Here is an 18,727-nt window from a genome sequence, read left to right as displayed (position 1 = left end):
GGCACCCAGCCGTCCCGAGCCCCGGGCCCCCGCCTCCTCAGCCGGAGTGCGGGGCCCGGGGCTTCGGCGATGCATGGCGCTTGCATCCGACGGACCGTCAAAGGCGCGCTACTGACGGTGATTCAGCGTCTGCAGTCGTCTTGGGGGAGCGTGTGAGTGTGCCTGCCGCGGAGCGGATCGAGATCGTGCGGGCGCCCCAGGAACATGTTCCGAAGATCCTCGAACTGGCGCGGTCCAGGAGCCTGGAGGCAGTCGATCCGGATATCGCGAGCCGGGACGGGTTCCTGGTCTCGGAGTACACCGAGGAGGTGTACCGGGCGCAGGCGGTGCGTGCCGGGCATTTCTATGTGGCGGTGAAAGGCGGCGACGTCCTGGCGTTCCTGCTGGCGTACAGCGACGAGCGGATCGAACCGGACGAATGGCTCAACCGCCGCATCAAGATCACCCTCGGCAGCTTTCTGGTGATCAAGCAGGTGTGCGTGGCCCGTGATGCGGCGCGGCAGAGGAGCGCCTGGCCTGGCACGGCGGACACCGGATCGTGGGGCGGGAGGTGATTGATCCGGGGTCGGCGTGGCTGCACGCGTCTCCGACCGGACTCGTGATGGTGCTGCTTCCGGTCTTCGTCTCCCTGTGCTGGCTGGCGATGCTGGTCGTACTGCTCGTCAACTAGGCGTGCGGCCGGCGCCCTGCAGCCGTCCCCCCGGCGCCACAGCCTTCCCCCGGCCCTACAGGCTCCCCTCGGCGCGAGCCGGTTCCTGCCCGGCTCCGGTCCCGGCCCCGGTCCCGTCCAGGACCGGGCGGGACGGCTGCTTGGCGGAGAGCGCCAGATACGCGACACCGCCCACCGCCCCCGACAGCAGGAAGCTGCAGTCCACCCCGCCCGTCAGCGACAGCAGCGGGCCCTGGTACGACGGCAGGGAGACCGCCAGCAGGCCGACCCCGGCGCCCAGCGCCCAGGACGCCGTCGCCCGGATGTTCCAGCCTGCCCGGTACCAGTAGATCCCGCCCCGCGAGCGCCGGTTGAAGACCTGGAGCGCGTCCGCGTCGTACACGCCCCGGCAGCGGACGAAGCCGATGAGGGTGATGACCGCCCACGGGGTGCCGATGGCGGTGAGCAGGAGGACGAAGGACGTCATCGCGGACTGGGCGTTCCAGGCGATGGGGGTCCCCCCGGGCGCGAGCGAAGCCGAGCGTTTGGGGGAGGCCGGCGAAGACGCAGGCCGTGGCGACGATCGCGACGGTGTAGGTGGCGCGGGCCCGGGACGCCCGGGGCAGGATCGCGTCCAGGTCGAGGCCCATCGAGTACAGCATCAGACCCGCGTTGCCGACCGAGCCGGCCGAGGCGGAGAGCAGGAGCGGGACCAGGTACCAGACGGGCGAGGCCGACACCAGCGGGCCCGCGTAGTCCGTCGCCGCCCGTGCCCCGTACGCCGTGAACGTGCCGAACAGCTGCGGGACCAGGAGGCCCAGGATCAGGCCCAGCCAGGTGCCGTGCAGGACCCGGCGGGAGGAGTGGCGGACGGGGGAGATGTAGCGGGTGTAGTCGCCGAGGAGCGTGATGAAGGCGACCGGCCCTGACAGGCCCGCCGCGACCGCCGCCAGGCACCACGTCGGCCAGTAGCCGCCCAGCAGATAGCCGCCCGCCTCCGGCAGCGCGGAGGTGCTGAAGTGCGGGGCGTAGGCGAAGATCCCGAGGATCAGGAGCGCCGTCATACCGACGGCGAGCACCTTGGACATGGCCAGCAGCACCCGGTAGCCGTAGACCGCGCCCGCCACCGTCGCCGCCGCGAGCACCGTGTAGACCACGGCGTACGCCGCCCCGCCCGCCGGCAGCCCGAACAGCCGCCCCAGCACGCCCACCATCACATCGCCGCCGATCCACACGGTCAGCGCGGTGTAGCCGAGGGCCAGCAGCAGGCCCACCACCGAGCCGACCAGCCGGCCGCGCACCCCGAACTGCGCGCCGGAGGACGTGGACAGGTTCGTGGCGGTGCGCAGGGAGACCAGCGCGAGCGGTGCCGTGAAGACCGTGCCGATCACCGTGCCCGCCACGATCGCGCTCACCGACGACCACCAGCCGAGTCCGAAGGACGGCGGCAGCCAGCCGAAGATGATCACGCCGAGGCAGAGGTTGGACCCGAGCAGGATCGACACCAGGTCCTTCGGCCCGCTGGTGCTCCCCCACGCTCTCAACTGCGTTCGAGCGCGGGAGGTACCCCCATCCCGTCCGGGATGGTGTCGACTCCGCGCTGTTCTATCGGCATGGCTGGTCTCCTTGACGGCCATCAGGGACATGCGGTTGAGAGAGTTAGAGCGACGTTCAATGTGGGTGACCGGCTGGGCTGTGTCAATGGTTCCCTTCCCGCAATCCGCCGTTTAGAGTGATGTTCTAAGTCGAGGAAGCCAAGAGGAAGCGAAGGAGGTGCCGGAACGTGCGACTGACCCCCACGGAACGTGACCGGCTGCTGCTCTTCGGAGCCGCCGAGCTGGCCCGCGCCCGCCGTGCACGGGGCCTCAGGCTCAACGTGCCGGAGGCCACCGCGCTGATCGCGGACACGGTCTGCGAGGCGGCCCGCGACGGCAGACGGCTCGCCGAGGCCGTCGAGGCGGCCCGCTCCGTCCTCGGCCCGGCCGACGTGCTGCCGGGCGTCGCCGACATCGTCACCGAGGTGCATGTCGAGGCCGTCTTCGACGACGGCTCACGGCTCGCGGTCGTCACCGACCCGATCGGCGGCGGGGGGTTGGACGGACCGGCGCCGGGCGCCCTGCTCCCGGGGCCCGAGCACACCGACCCGGAGGCGGTCGTACGGCTGACCGTCACCAACACCGCGACCGTCCCCGTCTCCGTCACCTCGCACTTCCACTTCTTCGAGGCCAACCCGCGCCTCGACTTCCACCGCGCCGAGGCCTACGGCATGCGGCTGGCCGTACCCGCCGGTTCCTCCGTGCGCTTCGGGCCGGGGGAGTCGCTTGAGGTCGGTCTGGTGCCGATCGGCGGCGCCCGGGTCGCGATCGGCTTCGCCGGACTCGTCGACGGGCCGCTGGACGCGCCCGGCGCCCGCGAGGAGGCGCTGCGCAGGGCGGCCGCCTGCGGCTACCTGGGAATCCGCGACGACGAGGAGGCCGGGCGATGAGCCGTCCCGGAGGCCACCCGGCCGAGGCCCGCCGCCTCACCCCGCACGAGTACGCGGCCACCCACGGCCCCCGCGCCGGCGACCGCGTCCGCCTCGGCGACTCGGGGCTCGTGATCCGCGTCGAGTCCGACTCCCAGCGCTACGGCGACGAGTTCCTCGCCGGCTTCGGCAAGACCGCCCGCGACGGACTGCACCTGAAGGCCGCCGCCGTCCGGGAGACATGTGACGTCGTCGTCAGCAACGTGGTCGTGATCGACGCCGTGCTGGGGATCCGCAAGGTGTCCATCGGCATCCGCGAGGGGCGGATCTGCGGCATCGGGCGGGCCGGGAACCCCGACACCCTCGACGGGGTGGACGTCGTCGTCGGCACCGGCACCTCGATCGTGTCCGGCGAGGGGCTCATCGCCACCGCCGGGGCCGTCGACACGCATGTGCACCTGCTGTCGCCGCGCATCATGGAGGCCTCGCTGGCCTCCGGCGTGACCACGATCATCGGGCAGGAGTTCGGGCCGGTGTGGGGCGTGGGCGTCAACTCGCCGTGGGCGCTGAAGCACGCCTTCGGCGCCTTCGACGCCTGGCCGGTCAACATCGGCTTCCTGGGCCGGGGTTCGTCCTCGCACCGGGCCCCGCTGATCGAGGCCCTCGCCGAGGGCGGGGCCAGCGGCTTCAAGGTGCACGAGGACATGGGCGCCCACAGCAGGGCCCTGGACACGGCGCTGCGGGTCGCCGAGGAACACGACGTCCAGGTCGCCCTGCACAGCGACGGGCTGAACGAGTGCCTGTCGGTGGAGGACACCCTCCGCGTGCTCGAAGGCCGCACCATCCACGCCTTCCACATCGAGGGCTGCGGCGGCGGACATGTCCCGAACGTCCTGAAGATGGCCGGCGTCCCCAACGTCATCGGCTCCTCCACCAACCCCACCCTGCCCTTCGGCCGGGACGCGGTCGCCGAGCACTACGGGATGATCGTCTCCGTCCACGACCTGAAGACCGACCTGCCCGGCGACGCCGCCATGGCCCGCGACCGCATCCGCGCCGGGACCATGGGCGCCGAGGACGTGCTGCACGACCTGGGCGCCATCGGCATCACCTCGTCCGACGCGCAGGGCATGGGCCGGGCGGGGGAGACCGTCCGCCGTACCTTCGCCATGGCCGGGAAGATGAAGGCCGAGCTGGGCGCCCCGGACGCCGGCCACGACAACGAGCGCGTGCTGCGCTACATCGCCAAACTGACCATCAACCCCGCGATCGCCCACGGGCTTTCGCACGAGGTCGGCTCGATCGAGGTCGGCAAGCTCGCGGACATCGTGCTGTGGTCGCCCGAGTACTTCGGGGCCAAGCCGCAGCTCGTCCTGAAGTCCGGCTTCCCGGCGTACGGCGTGACCGGCGACCCGAACGCGGCCACCGACACCTGCGAACCCCTCGTCCTGGGACCGCAGTTCGGGGCGCACGGGGCGACCCCCGCCGACATCTCGGTGGCGTTCGTCGCGCAGGCCGCCCTCGACCAGGGCAACGACACGATGCCCACCCGGCGCCGCCGGGTCGCCGTCCGCGGCACCCGTGGCATCGGCCCCGCCGACCTGCGGCTCAACTCCCGTACCGGAGCGGTCGACGTCGACCAGCGCACGGGACTGGTCACCCTCGACGGGGAGCCGATCCGCTCGGAGCCCGCCGACTCCGTCCCCCTCAACCGCCTGTACTTCCTCTGAACGACACAGCCTGTGAAGGACCCCCACATGAGCACTCCCGCCTCCGACGGCTTCCGGATGCCCGCCGAGTGGACCCCGCACGAGCGCACCTGGATGGCGTGGCCGGGCCCCAACCCCACCTTCGACGACCCGGACGACCTGGCCCGCTCCCGGGTGGCCTGGGCCCAGGTCGCCCGCGCGGTCCTCCGCTTCGAACCGGTGACCGTCGTGTGCGGCCCCGGTCAGTCGGCGGCCGCGCAGGCGCTGCTCGGCCCGGGTGTCGACACCGTCGAGCGGGAGCTCGACGACGCCTGGATGCGGGACATCGGCCCCACGTTCCTGACCGACGGCAAGGGCGGACTCGCCGCCGTGGACTGGACGTTCAACGGCTGGGGCGCCCAGCACTGGGCCCGCTGGGAGCACGACGCCAGGATCGCCGCGGAGGTCTCGGACCTCGCGGGCGCGAGGACGTACGCCTCGAAGCTGGTGAACGAGGGCGGGGCCATTCATGTCGACGGCGAGGGGACCGTCCTGCTCACGGAGACCGTGCAGCTCGGCCCCGAGCGCAACCCCGGCTGGACCCGCGAGGAGGTCGAGGCGGAGATCCACGGCATGCTCGGCACCCGCAAGGCGATCTGGCTGCCCCGCGGCCTCACCGGCGACTACCCTCCCCCACTGCCCGAAAGGCGTGGGGGGACCCCCGACGGCTTCGGCACCCTCGGCCATGTCGACATCGTCGCCGCCTTCGCCCGCCCGGGCGTGGTCGTCGCCCACCACCAGCCGGACCCGGCGCACCCCGACCACGAGGTGACCCGGGAGGTCATCGGCCTGCTGCGGTCCCAGACCGACGCACACGGCCGCGCCCTGGAGGTCGTCGAGGTCCCCGCCCCCACCGTCCTGGAGGCCGACGGCCACTGGGCCGACTACTCCTACATCAACCACTACCTCTGCAACGGCGGGGTCGTGCTCTGCGGCTTCGACGACCCGCGCGACGAGAGCGCCGCCGGGATCTTCCGCCGCCTGTTCCCCGAGCGGACGGTGACACTGGTGGACGCCCGTACGATCTTCGCGGGCGGTGGCGGTATCCACTGCATCACGCAACAGCAGCCGAGGGGCTAGAGGAGCTAGGAGCCGAAGATGGCCGGTGCGCGCAGGAACGCCCCGCCCCGCGAGGACGTGCTCGCCGCCGCCATGGCCATGATCGCCGACCGCGGTCTGGAGAAGCTCACCATGGCTGCCCTCGGCCGCGAGGTCGGTATGAGCAGCGGCCATCTCCTCTACTACTTCCACTCCAAGGACGAGCTGCTGCTCCAGACCCTGGAGTGGAGCGAGGGCCGGCTGGGCGGCGAGCGCGGCCGGCTGCTCACCCGCCGCGGCAGCGCCCGCGAGCGCCTCGACGCGTATGTCGACCTGTACGTCCCCGAGGGGCACAGCGACCCCCACTGGACCCTCTGGCTGGAGGTCTGGAACCGCTCGCAGAACGCGGACGAGACGGCCCGGGACCGGCAGGCCGCGATCGAGGGCGCCTGGCACCGCGACCTCGTGGCCCTCGTCGCCGAGGGCATCTCGCGGGGCGAGTTCCGGTCCGTCGACCCCGACCGCTTCGCCGCCCGTCTCCGTGCCCTGCTCGACGGCTTCTCCATCCATGTGGCGATCGGGCTGCGCGGCACGGACCGGACCCGGGTTCTCGGCCATGTACGGGAGTTCCTGGAAGCGGATCTCCTCGCGGACGCGTGACCATCCAACCGAGTTATGTGGAGTAAGTCCGATTGGCCCGGTTTTCGTGGTGCGGTTGCATCCTGTCCAGCCCTCGGCGCAGGGCCGGGGGGCCACGCGACCACGGGGGTCATCATGTCCAGTGCGGTACGCGTGCACTCGGGCGGCGCCGCGCTCGGCGGCGCCTTGCCGCTCGCGCTCACGGGGACCGCGGTCCCGGCCGCCGCCGCTCCCGCCCCCAGGGCCGACGGCCGCCACGTGGCCTTCGCCTCGGCCGCCGGCAACCTGGTCCCCGGCGACACGAACGGCGTCGACGACATCTTCGTACGGCACCTGGGCTGAACTGCACACTGTTCGCATCCTGAGACAGACGGTGATCACGGGGGCGGTCTGTGCCAGACTGCCTCCGTGCTCTCGTTCGCCATGATTATTGGCAGCAGGCGCGCCGGTCCGCAGTGACCACCACGTACGACCAGGTACGGGTGGCCATCGTCGTCCTCGACCCGCGCGCAGACCTCTCGCACCCGCGAGGGGTTTTTTCGTTTTCCGGCCCACCTTCAGTCGGACAGCGAGGCGCGAGGGACCATGGAGGGACGGTGGAGCCGGTCATTCCGGTACGACCGAGATTCGACATCAGGAGCCTTGAGACCATGACCGAGACGGAAACCAACGAGCTGGACGACTCGTTCCACGTCTTCGACACCACGCTGCGCGACGGCGCGCAGCGCGAGGGCATCAACCTCACCGTCGCGGACAAGCTGGCCATCGCCCGGCACCTGGACGACTTCGGCGTGGGCTTCATCGAGGGCGGCTGGCCGGGCGCCAACCCCCGGGACACCGAGTTCTTCGCCCGCGCCCAGCAGGAGATCGACTTCAAGCACGCCCAGCTGGTCGCCTTCGGCGCCACCCGCCGGGCGAACGCCAAGGCGGCGGACGACCCGCAGGTCAAGGCGCTGCTGGACTCCGGCGCCCCGGTGATCACCCTGGTCGCCAAGTCCCACGACCGGCATGTCGAGCTGGCGCTGCGCACCACCCTCGACGAGAACCTGGAGATGGTCCGCGACACGGTGTCCTTCCTGAAGGACCAGGGCCGCCGGGTCTTCGTCGACTGCGAGCACTTCTTCGACGGCTACCGGGCCAACCCCGAGTACGCGAAGGCGGTCGTCCGCGCCGCCTCCGAGGCCGGCGCCGACGTCGTCATCCTCTGCGACACCAACGGCGGCATGCTGCCGGCCCAGGTCCAGGCCGTGGTCTCGACCGTCCTCGCGGACACGGGCGCCAGGCTCGGCATCCACGCCCAGGACGACACGGGCTGCGCGGTCGCCAACACCCTCGCCGCCGTCGACGCGGGCGCGACCCACGTCCAGTGCACGGCCAACGGCTACGGCGAGCGCGTCGGCAACGCCAACCTGTTCCCGGTGGTCGCGGCCCTGGAGCTGAAGTACGGCAAGAAGGTGCTGCCGGACGGCCGCCTCCGCGAGATGACCCGCATCTCCCACGCCATCGCCGAGGTCGTCAACCTGACGCCGTCGACGCACCAGCCCTACGTGGGTGTCTCGGCCTTCGCCCACAAGGCCGGCCTGCACGCCTCCGCGATCAAGGTCGACCCCGACCTCTACCAGCACACCGACCCCGCCCTCGTCGGCAACACCATGCGCATGCTGGTCTCCGACATGGCCGGCCGGGCCTCGGTGGAGCTCAAGGGCAAGGAACTCGGCGTCGACCTCGGCGACGACCGCGAGGTGGTCGGCCGGGTGGTGGAACGCGTCAAGGAACGCGAGCTCCGGGGATACACCTACGAAGCGGCCGACGCCTCCTTCGAACTCCTCCTGCGCGCCGAGGTCGAGGGCAAGCCCCGCTCCTACTTCCGCGTCGAGTCCTGGCGGGCCATCGTCGAGGACCGCCCCGATGGCACCCACGCCAACGAGGCCACGGTCAAGCTCTGGGCCAAGAGCGAGCGGATCGTCGCCACGGCCGAGGGCAACGGCCCGGTCAACGCGCTCGACCGCGCCCTGCGCGTCGCCCTGGAGAAGATCTACCCCCAGCTCGCCAAGTTCGACCTGGTCGACTACAAGGTCCGCATCCTGGAGGGCAAGCACGGCACCGAGTCCACCACCCGGGTACTGATCTCCACGGCCGACGGCAGCGCCGAGTGGTCCACGGTCGGCGTCGCCGAGAACGTCATCGCCGCGTCCTGGCAGGCCCTGGAGGACGCGTACACGTACGGCCTGCTGCGCGCCGGGGTCGAGCCGGCGGAATAGCCGGCCTCCTGCTCCCGGCGCCGGCTCGACCGGCGCCGGGCAGGCCTCACCTCTCTCCCTACCGAGTCGGGTGGTGGGTGGGCGAGGGCCTTACTGCACATGCCACTTCTGGTTGGCGGCCCCCGTGCAGGACCAGATCTGCGCCCGGGCACCGTTCGCCGACGAGTTGTCCGTGACGTCCAGGCACTTGTTGGCCGCCGTGTTCACCACGTCACCCGTCGAGGAGTTGTACGACCACTGCTGCGCCCCGGTGCCGTTGCAGTCGTACAACTGCACCTTCGCCCCGTCCGCCGTCGACGCGGACGTCACGTCCAGGCACTTGCCGAGCGCCTGGACCGTCCCGTCGGACCCCACGGTCCACTGTTGGGCGGTGGAGCCGTTGCAGTCGTACAGCTGGACGGCGGTGCCGTTGGTGCTCGAACCGCCCGCCACGTCCAGGCACTTGCTCGCCAGGCCCACGAACGCGCCCGTCCGGCTGCCGCCGCCCGACTGGGTGCCGGACCAGGTGAAGGTCGCCGAGGTCTTGCCGGGGAGCGAGTAAGTGGCGTGCTGGGAGCCCCAGTCGATGGTGACCGTCTTGGTGGAGGACGAGCTGTTGTAGGCGATCAGGGCCTTGGAGCCGTCCGGGTTGCGCCAGGCCACGTTCGGCACGGCGGTGGACGCCGTGGAGGCGATCCGCTGGGCGCCGGGTCGTACGAACTTGGTCAGGTGGCCCGTGTCGTAGTACTCCACCGTGTAGTCCACGGTCCCGCTCGCACCGTCCCCGTTGTGCACGGTGACCAGGCCGGTGCAGGTGCCGCAACCGCCGTTGTGCGGGCCCATGTTCTGGTCCACGGCCAGCGACCACTTGGTCACCGACTTCGCCCAGTTGCGGGTGTAGTCGATGATGTCGGCCATGTCCTCGTTCTGCTGGTTCGAGATCCAGGTGCCGCCGGAGTGCTCGGTGCCGAAGGCGTCCAGCGTCGGGTACTGGTTGTGCACGGTGGTCTGTTCGGAGACGTCACCGCCGTAGCCGTGCCAGGCGATCCCGCCGAAGTTCGGGTGGTTGCGGATCGTGGCGTCGTTCACGAGCGCGGACGCGTAGGAGTCGTAGACGTCCCAGTTCCAGTCGTGGGCGAGGACCTTGGTGGACAGGCCCGCCGACTGGAGCTGCGGCAGCAGGTCGTTCTTGAGGAAGTACTGCAGGCCCGAGGCGTTCCAGCTCATCGACGGGTAGCCGGAGCAGCAGGTGGGCTCGTTCTGCGGGGTCACGTACGAGACGTTGACGCCCTGGTTCTGGTATGCCTGGAGGTACTTCACGAAGTAGGCGGCGTACGCCGCGTAGTCCTCGGACTTGAGCCAGCCGCCGTTGAGCGAACCGCTGTCCTTCATCCACGCCGGTGCCGTCCATGGCGAGGCCATGACAGTCAGAGAGGGGTTCAGCTGGAGCGCCTGCTTGGTGAGCGGGACGACGTCCGCCAGGTCGTGCGCGATGGAGAAGCTGTTCAGGTTCGGGTCGGTCTGCCCGGAGGCCACGTCGTCGTACGTGTACCCGTACCGGGCCAGGTCCGAGGCGCCCATCGGATTGCGCAGGAACGACAGTCCGATGCCGTCCGTCGGCGAGAACAGCTTCTTCATGGTCGCGTCCCGGGTCGACGCGGACAGCGCCCCGCTGCTGTTCATCAGCCAGGCCGCGGTGTCCGTGAAGGACGCGCCGCCGCCGGTGAAGGTCTGGTAGCGGGTGTTCTCGTCGACGGTGATGTTCTCGCCGCTGCCACCGGTCCCGGCGGAGAAGGCGAACGGCGTCTGCGCCTGGAGCCCGCGTGTGACATGGCGTCCGGCGGAGTCGTCGGTGGTGGTGAGGTACGCGGTGACCTGCTCGCCGGCCGCGTGCGCCGGCGGTACGACCGCGCCGACACCGGCCGCGGTGAGCAGCCCGGCCAGCAGCAGGCGGACCGTGCGGGGGGTTCTGCTCGTCGGCACGTGGCTCGTCGGCACGTGGGGGGTGCTTCTCATCGACACATCGCCCTTCCTGACGGGACGTCTTGACGGGGGTGCGAGCCGTTAGTTAACTCACGTCGTGATCTAAGCCATGAGTGAACTCCGAGAGTGTTGAGTGAACCAGAGAGTCGAGGGAAGGTCTATGCCAAGAACCGCCCTGCTCGTCTCCACCGCCCTGATCGCCGCGCTGGTACCCCTGTCGGTGGCCCGCGCCGCCGATGACCCGGCGCCGACCCCCGTGGACCGCTTCGAGGGCGAGGTGCCCTTCGCCTCCCAGCCGGCCGACGGCATCTTCACCTGGGGAAGCGACAGCGACGACCCGCCCACCCTTCAGCTCGCCGACCGCGCCGACGCCCCCGAGGGCGCCAAGGTCCTCTCGGGGACGTACGACATCAGCGGCTACGGCGGCTTCACCCACGACTTCGCGGCGGCCGAACCCGCCCACGACTGGTCCACCCACAAGGGCATCCGCTTCTGGTGGGACGGCCAGGACAACGGCAGGAAGATCGCCTTCGAGATCAAGGACGGCGGCACCAACGGCGAGGCCTCGGAGCTCTGGACGACGTCCTTCACCGACGACTTCACCGGCTGGAAGCAGATCGAGATCCCCTTCACCGACTTCGTCTACCGCACCGACTACCAGCCGGTCGGCGGTATCGACCACGTCCTCGGTCTGACCCGGATGTGGGGGTACGCGGTCACGCTCCCCGTCGGCCTCAAGGGCCAGTTCGCCATGGACGACGTGGAGTTGTACGGCAGGGCGGACCAGGCGCTGCGGGCCTCCGTTACCACGGACGCGGCCGTCTACCCGGTGAAGGAGGGCGGTACGGCGTCGGTGAAGGTCACCGTCGCCACCACCGGTTCCGCGCCGATCGACGACCCGGTGACCGTCGCATACGAGACGACGGGCGGCACCGCCGAGGCCGGCAAGGACTACAAGGCGGTCTCCGGCACCCTCACCTTCCCGGCGGGCACCGCCTCCGGGGCCACGCAGACCATCCAGGTGCCGACGCTGAAGGACCGGTCGGCCGAATCGGCCGAGACCATCCCGCTGAAGCTCACGGTCACCGGCGCCAAGGCCCCCGCGGAGACCCCGCAGGTCGTCGTCGACGCGCACGGACTGCCGTACCTGGACAGCAGGCTGCCCGTGAAGAAGCGGGTCGCCGACCTGCTCTCCCGGATGTCCCTGGAGGAGAAGGCCGGGCAGATGACCCAGGCCGAGCGCGGCGCCGTGGGGACCGGCGGTGACATCGCGGCCTACGACCTCGGCTCACTGCTCTCCGGCGGCGGCTCGACCCCCACGCCCAACACGGCCGCGGCCTGGGCGCAGATGATCGACTCCTTCCAGCTCCGGGCGCAGGCGACCCGGTTCCAGATCCCGCTGATCTACGGCGTCGACGCGGTGCACGGCCACAACAACCTGGCCGGCGCCACGATCATGCCGCACAACATCGGCATCGGCGCGACCCGCGATCCCCGACTGGCCGAGAAGGCGGGCGCGGTGACGGCGTCCGAGGTGCGTGCCACCGGCATCCCCTGGGACTTCGCCCCCTGCCTCTGCGTCAGCCGTGACGAACGCTGGGGCCGCTCCTACGAGTCCTTCGGCGAGGACCCCGCCCTGGTGAAGTCCATGGAGACGATCATCCAGGGTCTGCAAGGACGCGCGGACGGAAGCGACCTGAGCCGCGACGACAAGGTCCTGGCCACCGCCAAGCACTTCGTCGGCGACGGCGGTACCGCCTACGGCTCGTCCACCACCGGGTCGTACACCATCGACCAGGGTGTCACCACGGTCACCCGGCAGCAGCTGGAGGCGATCCATCTGGCGCCGTTCCAGACCGCCGTGGACCGGGGCATCGGCACGGTCATGCCGTCGTACTCCTCGCTCGACATCGTCGGCGACGGCCTGGGTCCGGTGAAGATGCACGCCCGCGCCGACATGATCGACGGGGTGCTGAAGGGCCGGATGGGCTTCAAGGGCTTCGTGATCAGCGACTGGAACGCCATGGACCAGCTCCCCGGCGACTACCCGGCCCATGTCCGCACGGCCGTCAACGCGGGCGTCGACATGATGATGGTCCCGTACGGCTACAAGGACTTCACCTCGACCCTGATCGCCGAGGTCAAGGCGGGCCGCGTCAGTGAGCAGCGCGTAGACGACGCGGTCTCCCGGATCCTCACCCAGAAGTTCAGGCTGGGCCTCTTCGAGCACCCGTACGCCGACACGTCGGGCGCCTCGAAGATCGGCTCCACGGCGCACCGGGCCGTCGCCCGGCAGGCGGCCGCCGAGTCGCAGGTGCTGCTGAAGAACTCGGGGAACGTGCTGCCGCTGATGAAGTCGGAGAAGGTGTACGTCGCCGGGTCCAACGCCGACGACCTCGGCAACCAGACCGGCGGCTGGACCCTCACCTGGCAGGGCCAGTCCGGCACCCACACCACCGGCACCACCATCCTCCAGGGCATGAAGAACGCCGGGGGAGACGTCACCTACTCCAAGGACGCCTCGGCGCCGACGAGCGGGTACGACGTGGGCGTGGTCGTCGTCGGCGAGACCCCGTACGCCGAGGGCGTCGGGGACGTCGGCAACGGCAACGACCTGGTGCTGACCGCCGCCGACCAGGCGGCCGTGGACAAGGTGTGCGCGGCCATGAAGTGCGCGGTGCTGATCGTCTCCGGCCGCCCGCAGCTGATCGGCGACCGGCTCGGCGAGATCGACGCCCTGGTGGCGTCCTGGCTGCCCGGCACCGAGGGCGACGGCGTGGCCGACGTGCTCTACGGCAAGCGGGCCTTCACCGGACAGCTCCCGGTCACCTGGCCGAAGTCCGAGGCGCAGCTGCCGATCAACGTGGGCGACGCCTCGTACGACCCGCAGTACCCCTACGGCTGGGGTCTGACGACCCTGACCAAGGCCCCGAAGGGCGGCGAGGCGACGCTGCGGGCGCTCGGCGCCGCCGCACGGGCCGCGGAGCGGGCGGGTGCCTCCTTGACGGGCCGGAAACTGGTCGGCGAGGCCCGGCTGCTGGTCCAGGCGAAGGTCGGCCAGTCGATCACGGCGGCCGTCTCGAAGCCCTTCGCCGACGCGGACCATCTACTGCTGACCGGCAGGTACGGAGCGGCGGTGCAGCAGCTGACGGAGGCCTACGAGGCAGCGTAAGGAATGACTGCTTTTGGGAGGCTTCGGGTAATTTCGAAGCATGAAGGCCGTGCGACGGACCCGAAGCCTCCCGGGGCTGCTGCTTCTGGCGCTGGCGCTGGTCGCCCTGACCGCGTTCGCCCCGCGGACCACGGCGGCCACGGCGGCCACGGCGGACACCGGCGTCTCGACGATCGCCGAGGCCCTGCGCAAGAGCCCGGTGTACGTCGACCCGGCGGCCGCGGCCCAGCTGTCCACGGCCGACGCCTCCGTCCTGGCCCGGCAGATCAAGGACGCGGACAAACCCCTGTTCATCGCCGTCCTGCCGGCCGGCTACCCCACCAAGAACCTCTTCACGAACCTGCGCACGGCCACCGGGATCACCGGCCTGTACGCCGTCCGGCTCGGCGATCGTTTCGACGCCCGCGCCGACTCCGCGGTGCTGCCCCGCACGGCCGTGCAGAACCTGGTCACCAGCGTCCAGGGCGAGAGCATCAAGGCCCAGCTGACCGACTTCACCGACCGCGCCCTCGCCAACATGGGCGGCAGGGCCCCCGCGGCATGGGGTGGCGGCAGCACGGGGACCGGGGCCTCCAGTACGGCGCTGATCGCGATCGGAGCCGTGGTGGTGGCGGGCGGGGCGGGCGCGTACGCGCTGGTCCGCCGTAATCGCAGGCGCCACGAGGCGGAACAGCGGGCCGCCCTCGACCGGCTCCGGGTGGTCGTGGACGAGGACATCACCGCCTTCGGCGAGGAACTGGACCGCCTCGACTTCCACCCGGCCGAACCGGGCGCCGACGACGCGATGCGCGCCGACTACGAGCGCGCGCTCAACGCCTACGACCAGGCGAAGGCCGCCATGGCGGACGCCCGCAGACCGGAGGACGTCCGCACGGTCACCCAGGCGCTGGAGGACGGCCGCTTCTCGCTCGCCCAGCTCGCCGCCCGCCGCGAGGGCCGCCCGCTCCCCGAACGCCGGCCCCCGTGCTTCTTCGACCCCCGGCACGGCCCCTCCGTCACGGACGCCACCTGGACCCCGCCCGGTGGTTCATCCCGCGAGGTCCCGGTCTGCGCGGCCGACGCGACCCGGCTCGCCGACGGCCGCGACCCGGTCGTCCGCGAGGTCGACACCGACTACGGCCGCCGCCCCTACTGGGACGCGGGCCCGGCCTACGGCCCCTGGGCGGGCGGCTACTTCGGCGGCGGCATCCTCCCCGGCCTCCTCCTCGGCACGGCCCTGGGCGGCTGGATGTCGGCCCCGGCCTACGCGGCCGACTACGGCACCGGTTACGGCGACTTCGACACCGGCGGCTACCAGGGCGGCGATGTGTCGGGCGCGGACTTCGACCCGGGGGACTTCGGGGACTTCGGCGGGGGCGGGGACTTCGGTGGCGGGGGAGACGGGGGAGGGGGCGGCGGGGACTTCGGCGGAGGTTTCTGACCTACGGGGCATTCCCCAGCCGCTCCAGCACGGAGGCGGCGAGCGACAGCACCCCGCGTTCGGTCTCGCTCAACGCCCCGAACGCCTCGGCGAGCCAGGCGTCCCGCTGGGCCATGTCGGCCTCCAGCGCGCGCCGCCCCGCCGCGGTGAGACTCAGCACCGCCTGCCGCCGGTCGGCCGGGTCCGCCGCCCGCTCGACCAGCCCCTCCGCCTCCAGCTCCGCGAAGACCCGGGTCAGCGACTGCGGCCGCTGCCGCTCGGCGGCCGCGACCTCGCCGGGCGTGGCCGACCCGTGCCGGTACAGATGCCCGAGCACCGACAGCTGATTGGGGCTGAGGCTCCCGTCCCCGCGCTCCTGCCGCAGTCGACGGTTGAACAGGAGGACGGCACGGCGTACACGGGCGGCTTCGGCAAGGTGCTCCATGGAGGATATCCTACGCGATTACTTACTACCATCAGCGAATAAGCGCCGTATTCTCTGTGCCATGACCGTCAAACTCATACGCAACGCGTACGAAGCCGGGCTGACGATGGCGGCTGTGCTGGTCTGCTGGGGATCCGCGCTGGTGCTGGAGGGAGCCGCCGGGCTGCACACCGACGTGCTGGTCCTCGCGGTCGCTCTGCCCCTGACCCTCGCCGCAAGCCAGCGCACCGCCGACACCCGGCGCCGCCTGACCGCGCTGGTGCTGCTCCCGGTGACGGTGGGCGCGTCGATCTTCCTCGGCCGCCTGATCGCGTCCCACTACGCGATCGGCGCCGCCGTCTACACGGCCGGCATGGCCCTCGCCATCTGGATCCGCCGCTACGGCCCCGCCGCCACCAAGGCCGGCACCCTGATCGCCCTTCCCCTGGTCGCCCTGCTCATCGTCCCCGGCCCGGCGCTGCCGCCCGAGGCGCAGAGCGGGCTGGTGACCTGGAGCTGGTCGGCGCTGATCGGGGCGCTGGCGTGCGCCGTGGTGTGGCTGGTGCAGGGGCTGGCGGACCGCTTCGGCCCCTGGCGCCCCGCCCCGGCCCCCACGCCCCCCGCACGCCCCTCTCGCCTCCACCCCCGCCCCAGCACCCGCATGGCCCTGCAGATGGCGGCCGGAATCGCCGCCGCCTTCACCCTCGGCCGCCTGCTCTTCGACGACCACTGGCCCTGGGTCGTCCTGACGGCGTACGTCGCCGCGAGCGGCAACCGCGGCCGAACGGACGTACTGCGCAAGGGAATCGAGCGCCTGGCCGGCGCCTGCGTGGGCACGCTCCTGGCGACGGGCCTGGCGGTAGCCGGCATCACGGGCCACACCGCAGTGGCCCTGATGTTCACGGTCCTCGCGATCGCCCTCTGGCTGCGCCCCCTCAACTACGCCTACTGGGCCGCCGGCATGACCTGCGCCCTCTCCCTCCTGCTCGGCTACTTCGGCCAGGACGCGGCAACCGTCCTGCCGACCCGCCTGGAGGGCATCGCGGTGGGCGCGGTCCTGTCGGTGGCGTCGGCGTGGTGGCTGCTGCCGGTGGTGAAACGCCGGGGCGCAGCGCGACAGCATCAGACCGAACCGGGACGCGCGGTGGCATAACGCAGTCCGGCGGCATGCCACCAGCCGGGCGGCGAAGGTCCGTTGACGACGGAGGTGGGTTGATCCGGGTGCAGACCGAGCCGCCACAGCGCGCGGGCGTCGACCGACAGACTGATCCACCCGCGCCGGTGCCCGTCGTCCTCCCGCCGACACGCGAGGTCCCAGCGGAGCTCTTCTCCCGCGAACGGCAGCCAGTCGATACCGCGTTCTCGCAGTCAGGCGCAGAGGACGGTGACGCCGTGCGGACGCCCCGGCACGTTCTCGAACGACAGGACGTAGACCCAGTCGATCTGCTCAGTCGCGCGTGACGCGGTCAGGAAACTCACTCCAGGTGGAGGGGGAGGGGGAGACGGTGAGGACGGGTCTGTCGGGGGTCAACTGCCGCTCCATCCGGGCGTTCCGCACCACACGGCCACGGCCCCTCTCCGTGACTACGGGTGCAGCTTCTCGCCCTTCGCCAGCATCGCCACGTACTTCTCGATCCGGCGCGCCCGGGTCTCGGCCTTCTTGGCGTCCTGGATCCGGTACAGGATCGCGTAGCGGTTCTGCCGGTCCAGTGTCTCGAAGAACTGCGCCGCGGCCGGGTCGGCGGTCAGGGCCGCCGCGAGGTCGTCCGGCACCGTGGCGGCCTTCGCACCGGCGTAGGCCGCCTCCCAGCGGCCGTCCGCCTTGGCGCGGTCGACCTCGGCCTGCCCCGGCGGACGCATCCGGCCCTGCTCGACCAGAGCGGCCACCTTGTCCCGGTTGATCTTGGACCACTTGCTGCGCGGCCCCCGCGGGGTGAACCGCTGGGTCCACCACTGGTCGTCGAACGTGGCCTTCTGGCCGTCGATCCAGCCGTAGCAGAGTGCCACGTCGAGCGCCTGGGCGTAGTCCAGCGCGACGATTCCGGGGCCCTTCTTGCGAAGCTTGAGCCAGATACCGGGCGAGACGGCGTGGTTCTCACCGAGCCATGCCTCGAACGCCTCGGCGGATGCGAATGCGACGATCTCCAAGTCCTGAGCCATCCCAGCAGCGAACCACACCCGGCCGACCGACACGAGGCATCAGGGCACGGCCCCGGATGCCGTCCTAGACTTGAGGGTCTGGGAGGGGACCCCACCCCAGGAGGACGTGATGGTGCGGCACACCAGGCTGGCCGGGGAGTCCGAGGATTATCTCGCCGCCCGTGAGGAGCTGCGGCTGGCCGAGATCGCGCTCATGCGGCATCGCGAGGAGGTCGCGGCGCTGCGGCGGGCGCTGCCGGCGGGGCCGGTGGTGGACGACTATGTCTTTCTCGAAGGGCCCGGCGACCTCGACGCCGGTGACACCCCGGTCCGCGAGGTCGCGTTGAGCGAGCTGTTCTCCGGGCCCGAACGCCCGCTGATCGTCTACCACTTCATGTACGGCAAGCTCCAGACCAGCGCCTGCCCGATGTGCACCCTGTGGATCGACGGCTACAACGGCATCGCCCACCACGTGGCCCGCAACGCGGACTTCGTCATCGCCGCGGCCGCCGACCCGCCCACCCTCCGGAAGTACGCCCGCGATCGCGGCTGGCACCGGCTGCGGCTGCTCAGCTGCGGTGACAGTACGTTCAAGTACGACCTGGGCAGCGAGGACGAGGACGGCGAGCAGGACTCCACGGTCTCCGTCTTCACCCGGGAGGGCGACGGCACGGTCCGGCACACCTACTCCGCCCATCCGCGCATGGCCGACGACATCAAAGAACGCGGCATCGACCTGCTGGCGCCCGTCTGGCACCTGCTCGACCTGACCCCGCGGGGACGCGGGGACTGGTACCCGACCACTGACTATTAGGACGGATACCGACCTACT

The 18,727-nt window shown here is 71.2% G+C and carries 14 protein-coding genes and 1 pseudogene; 11 read left to right on the top strand and 4 right to left on the bottom strand.

Annotation, left to right across the window (positions count from 1 at the left end; all coding sequences use genetic code 11):
• The first annotated feature begins 152 nt into the window (after positions 1-152).
• Positions 153-554: a hypothetical protein gene (locus tag ACIRR9_RS22970; RefSeq protein ID WP_403754728.1), complete on the top strand. Its 402-nt coding sequence runs from the start codon at positions 153-155 to the stop codon at positions 552-554.
• A gap of 171 nt (positions 555-725) precedes the next feature.
• Here the strand turns inward: ACIRR9_RS22970 and ACIRR9_RS22965 are convergent.
• Positions 726-2,264 (bottom strand): annotated as a pseudogene (locus tag ACIRR9_RS22965) (cytosine permease).
• A 168-nt stretch (positions 2,265-2,432) separates the two neighbouring features.
• On the opposite strand from ACIRR9_RS22965, the gene ureA reads away from it, so the two are divergent.
• From ureA to cimA, 6 genes are all read left to right on the top strand, one after another.
• Positions 2,433-3,134 (top strand): urease subunit gamma, encoded by a 702-nt coding sequence (gene ureA, locus ACIRR9_RS22960; protein WP_365344652.1) that lies wholly within the window; start codon positions 2,433-2,435, stop codon positions 3,132-3,134.
• Complete coding sequence (locus ACIRR9_RS22955) at positions 3,131-4,843, top strand: urease subunit alpha (protein WP_403754725.1); 1,713 nt, start codon at positions 3,131-3,133, stop codon at positions 4,841-4,843. Before ureA ends, ACIRR9_RS22955 begins: the two co-directional genes overlap by 4 nt.
• 27 nt (positions 4,844-4,870) lie before the next feature.
• Positions 4,871-5,941, top strand: coding sequence for an agmatine/peptidylarginine deiminase (locus ACIRR9_RS22950; protein ID WP_403754722.1), 1,071 nt, complete (start codon positions 4,871-4,873; stop codon positions 5,939-5,941).
• Positions 5,942-5,959: 18 nt separating this feature from the next.
• Positions 5,960-6,559 (top strand): TetR/AcrR family transcriptional regulator, encoded by a 600-nt coding sequence (locus tag ACIRR9_RS22945; RefSeq protein WP_403754719.1) that lies wholly within the window; start codon positions 5,960-5,962, stop codon positions 6,557-6,559.
• Between the two features lie 114 nt (positions 6,560-6,673).
• Positions 6,674-6,880, top strand: coding sequence for a hypothetical protein (locus tag ACIRR9_RS22940; RefSeq protein WP_403754716.1), 207 nt, complete (start codon positions 6,674-6,676; stop codon positions 6,878-6,880).
• A gap of 308 nt (positions 6,881-7,188) precedes the next feature.
• Complete coding sequence (cimA, locus tag ACIRR9_RS22935) at positions 7,189-8,799, top strand: citramalate synthase (RefSeq protein WP_403754713.1); 1,611 nt, start codon at positions 7,189-7,191, stop codon at positions 8,797-8,799.
• A 90-nt stretch (positions 8,800-8,889) separates the two neighbouring features.
• On the opposite strand, the gene ACIRR9_RS22930 is transcribed toward cimA, so the two are convergent.
• Complete coding sequence (locus tag ACIRR9_RS22930) at positions 8,890-10,794, bottom strand: ricin-type beta-trefoil lectin domain protein (RefSeq protein WP_403754710.1); 1,905 nt, start codon at positions 10,792-10,794, stop codon at positions 8,890-8,892.
• Positions 10,795-10,921: 127 nt separating this feature from the next.
• Here ACIRR9_RS22930 and ACIRR9_RS22925 point away from each other — a divergent pair, with 127 nt between their 5' ends.
• Positions 10,922-13,933, top strand: coding sequence for a glycoside hydrolase family 3 protein (locus ACIRR9_RS22925; RefSeq protein WP_403754707.1), 3,012 nt, complete (start codon positions 10,922-10,924; stop codon positions 13,931-13,933).
• Positions 13,934-13,973: 40 nt separating this feature from the next.
• Positions 13,974-15,353 carry a hypothetical protein gene (locus ACIRR9_RS22920; RefSeq protein ID WP_403754704.1) on the top strand — a complete coding sequence of 460 codons (1,380 nt, stop codon included), beginning with the start codon at positions 13,974-13,976 and terminating at the stop codon, positions 15,351-15,353.
• Position 15,354: 1 nt separating this feature from the next.
• Here the strand turns inward: ACIRR9_RS22920 and ACIRR9_RS22915 are convergent, their stop codons facing one another.
• A complete protein-coding gene (locus ACIRR9_RS22915) occupies positions 15,355-15,777 on the bottom strand; it encodes a MarR family winged helix-turn-helix transcriptional regulator (protein WP_403754701.1) in 423 nt (140 codons plus the stop codon).
• Between the two features lie 61 nt (positions 15,778-15,838).
• On the opposite strand from ACIRR9_RS22915, the gene ACIRR9_RS22910 reads away from it, so the two are divergent.
• Positions 15,839-16,909, top strand: a complete 1,071-nt coding sequence (locus ACIRR9_RS22910) for an FUSC family protein (protein WP_403754698.1) — start codon at positions 15,839-15,841, stop codon at positions 16,907-16,909.
• A 431-nt stretch (positions 16,910-17,340) separates the two neighbouring features.
• On the opposite strand, the gene ACIRR9_RS22905 is transcribed toward ACIRR9_RS22910, so the two are convergent.
• Positions 17,341-17,916, bottom strand: coding sequence for a YdeI family protein (locus ACIRR9_RS22905; protein ID WP_403754695.1), 576 nt, complete (start codon positions 17,914-17,916; stop codon positions 17,341-17,343).
• A 109-nt stretch (positions 17,917-18,025) separates the two neighbouring features.
• On the opposite strand from ACIRR9_RS22905, the gene ACIRR9_RS22900 reads away from it, so the two are divergent.
• Positions 18,026-18,709, top strand: coding sequence for a DUF899 family protein (locus tag ACIRR9_RS22900; RefSeq protein ID WP_403754692.1), 684 nt, complete (start codon positions 18,026-18,028; stop codon positions 18,707-18,709).
• Positions 18,710-18,727 lie beyond the last annotated feature (18 nt).

It is taken from the genome of Streptomyces sp. NPDC101234 (assembly GCF_044767525.1).
In the GTDB taxonomy this organism is placed as follows: domain Bacteria; phylum Actinomycetota; class Actinomycetes; order Streptomycetales; family Streptomycetaceae; genus Streptomyces; species Streptomyces sasae.
Note: the sequence above shows the minus strand (reverse complement) of the source record. Positions and strands in the feature narration are given on the sequence as shown.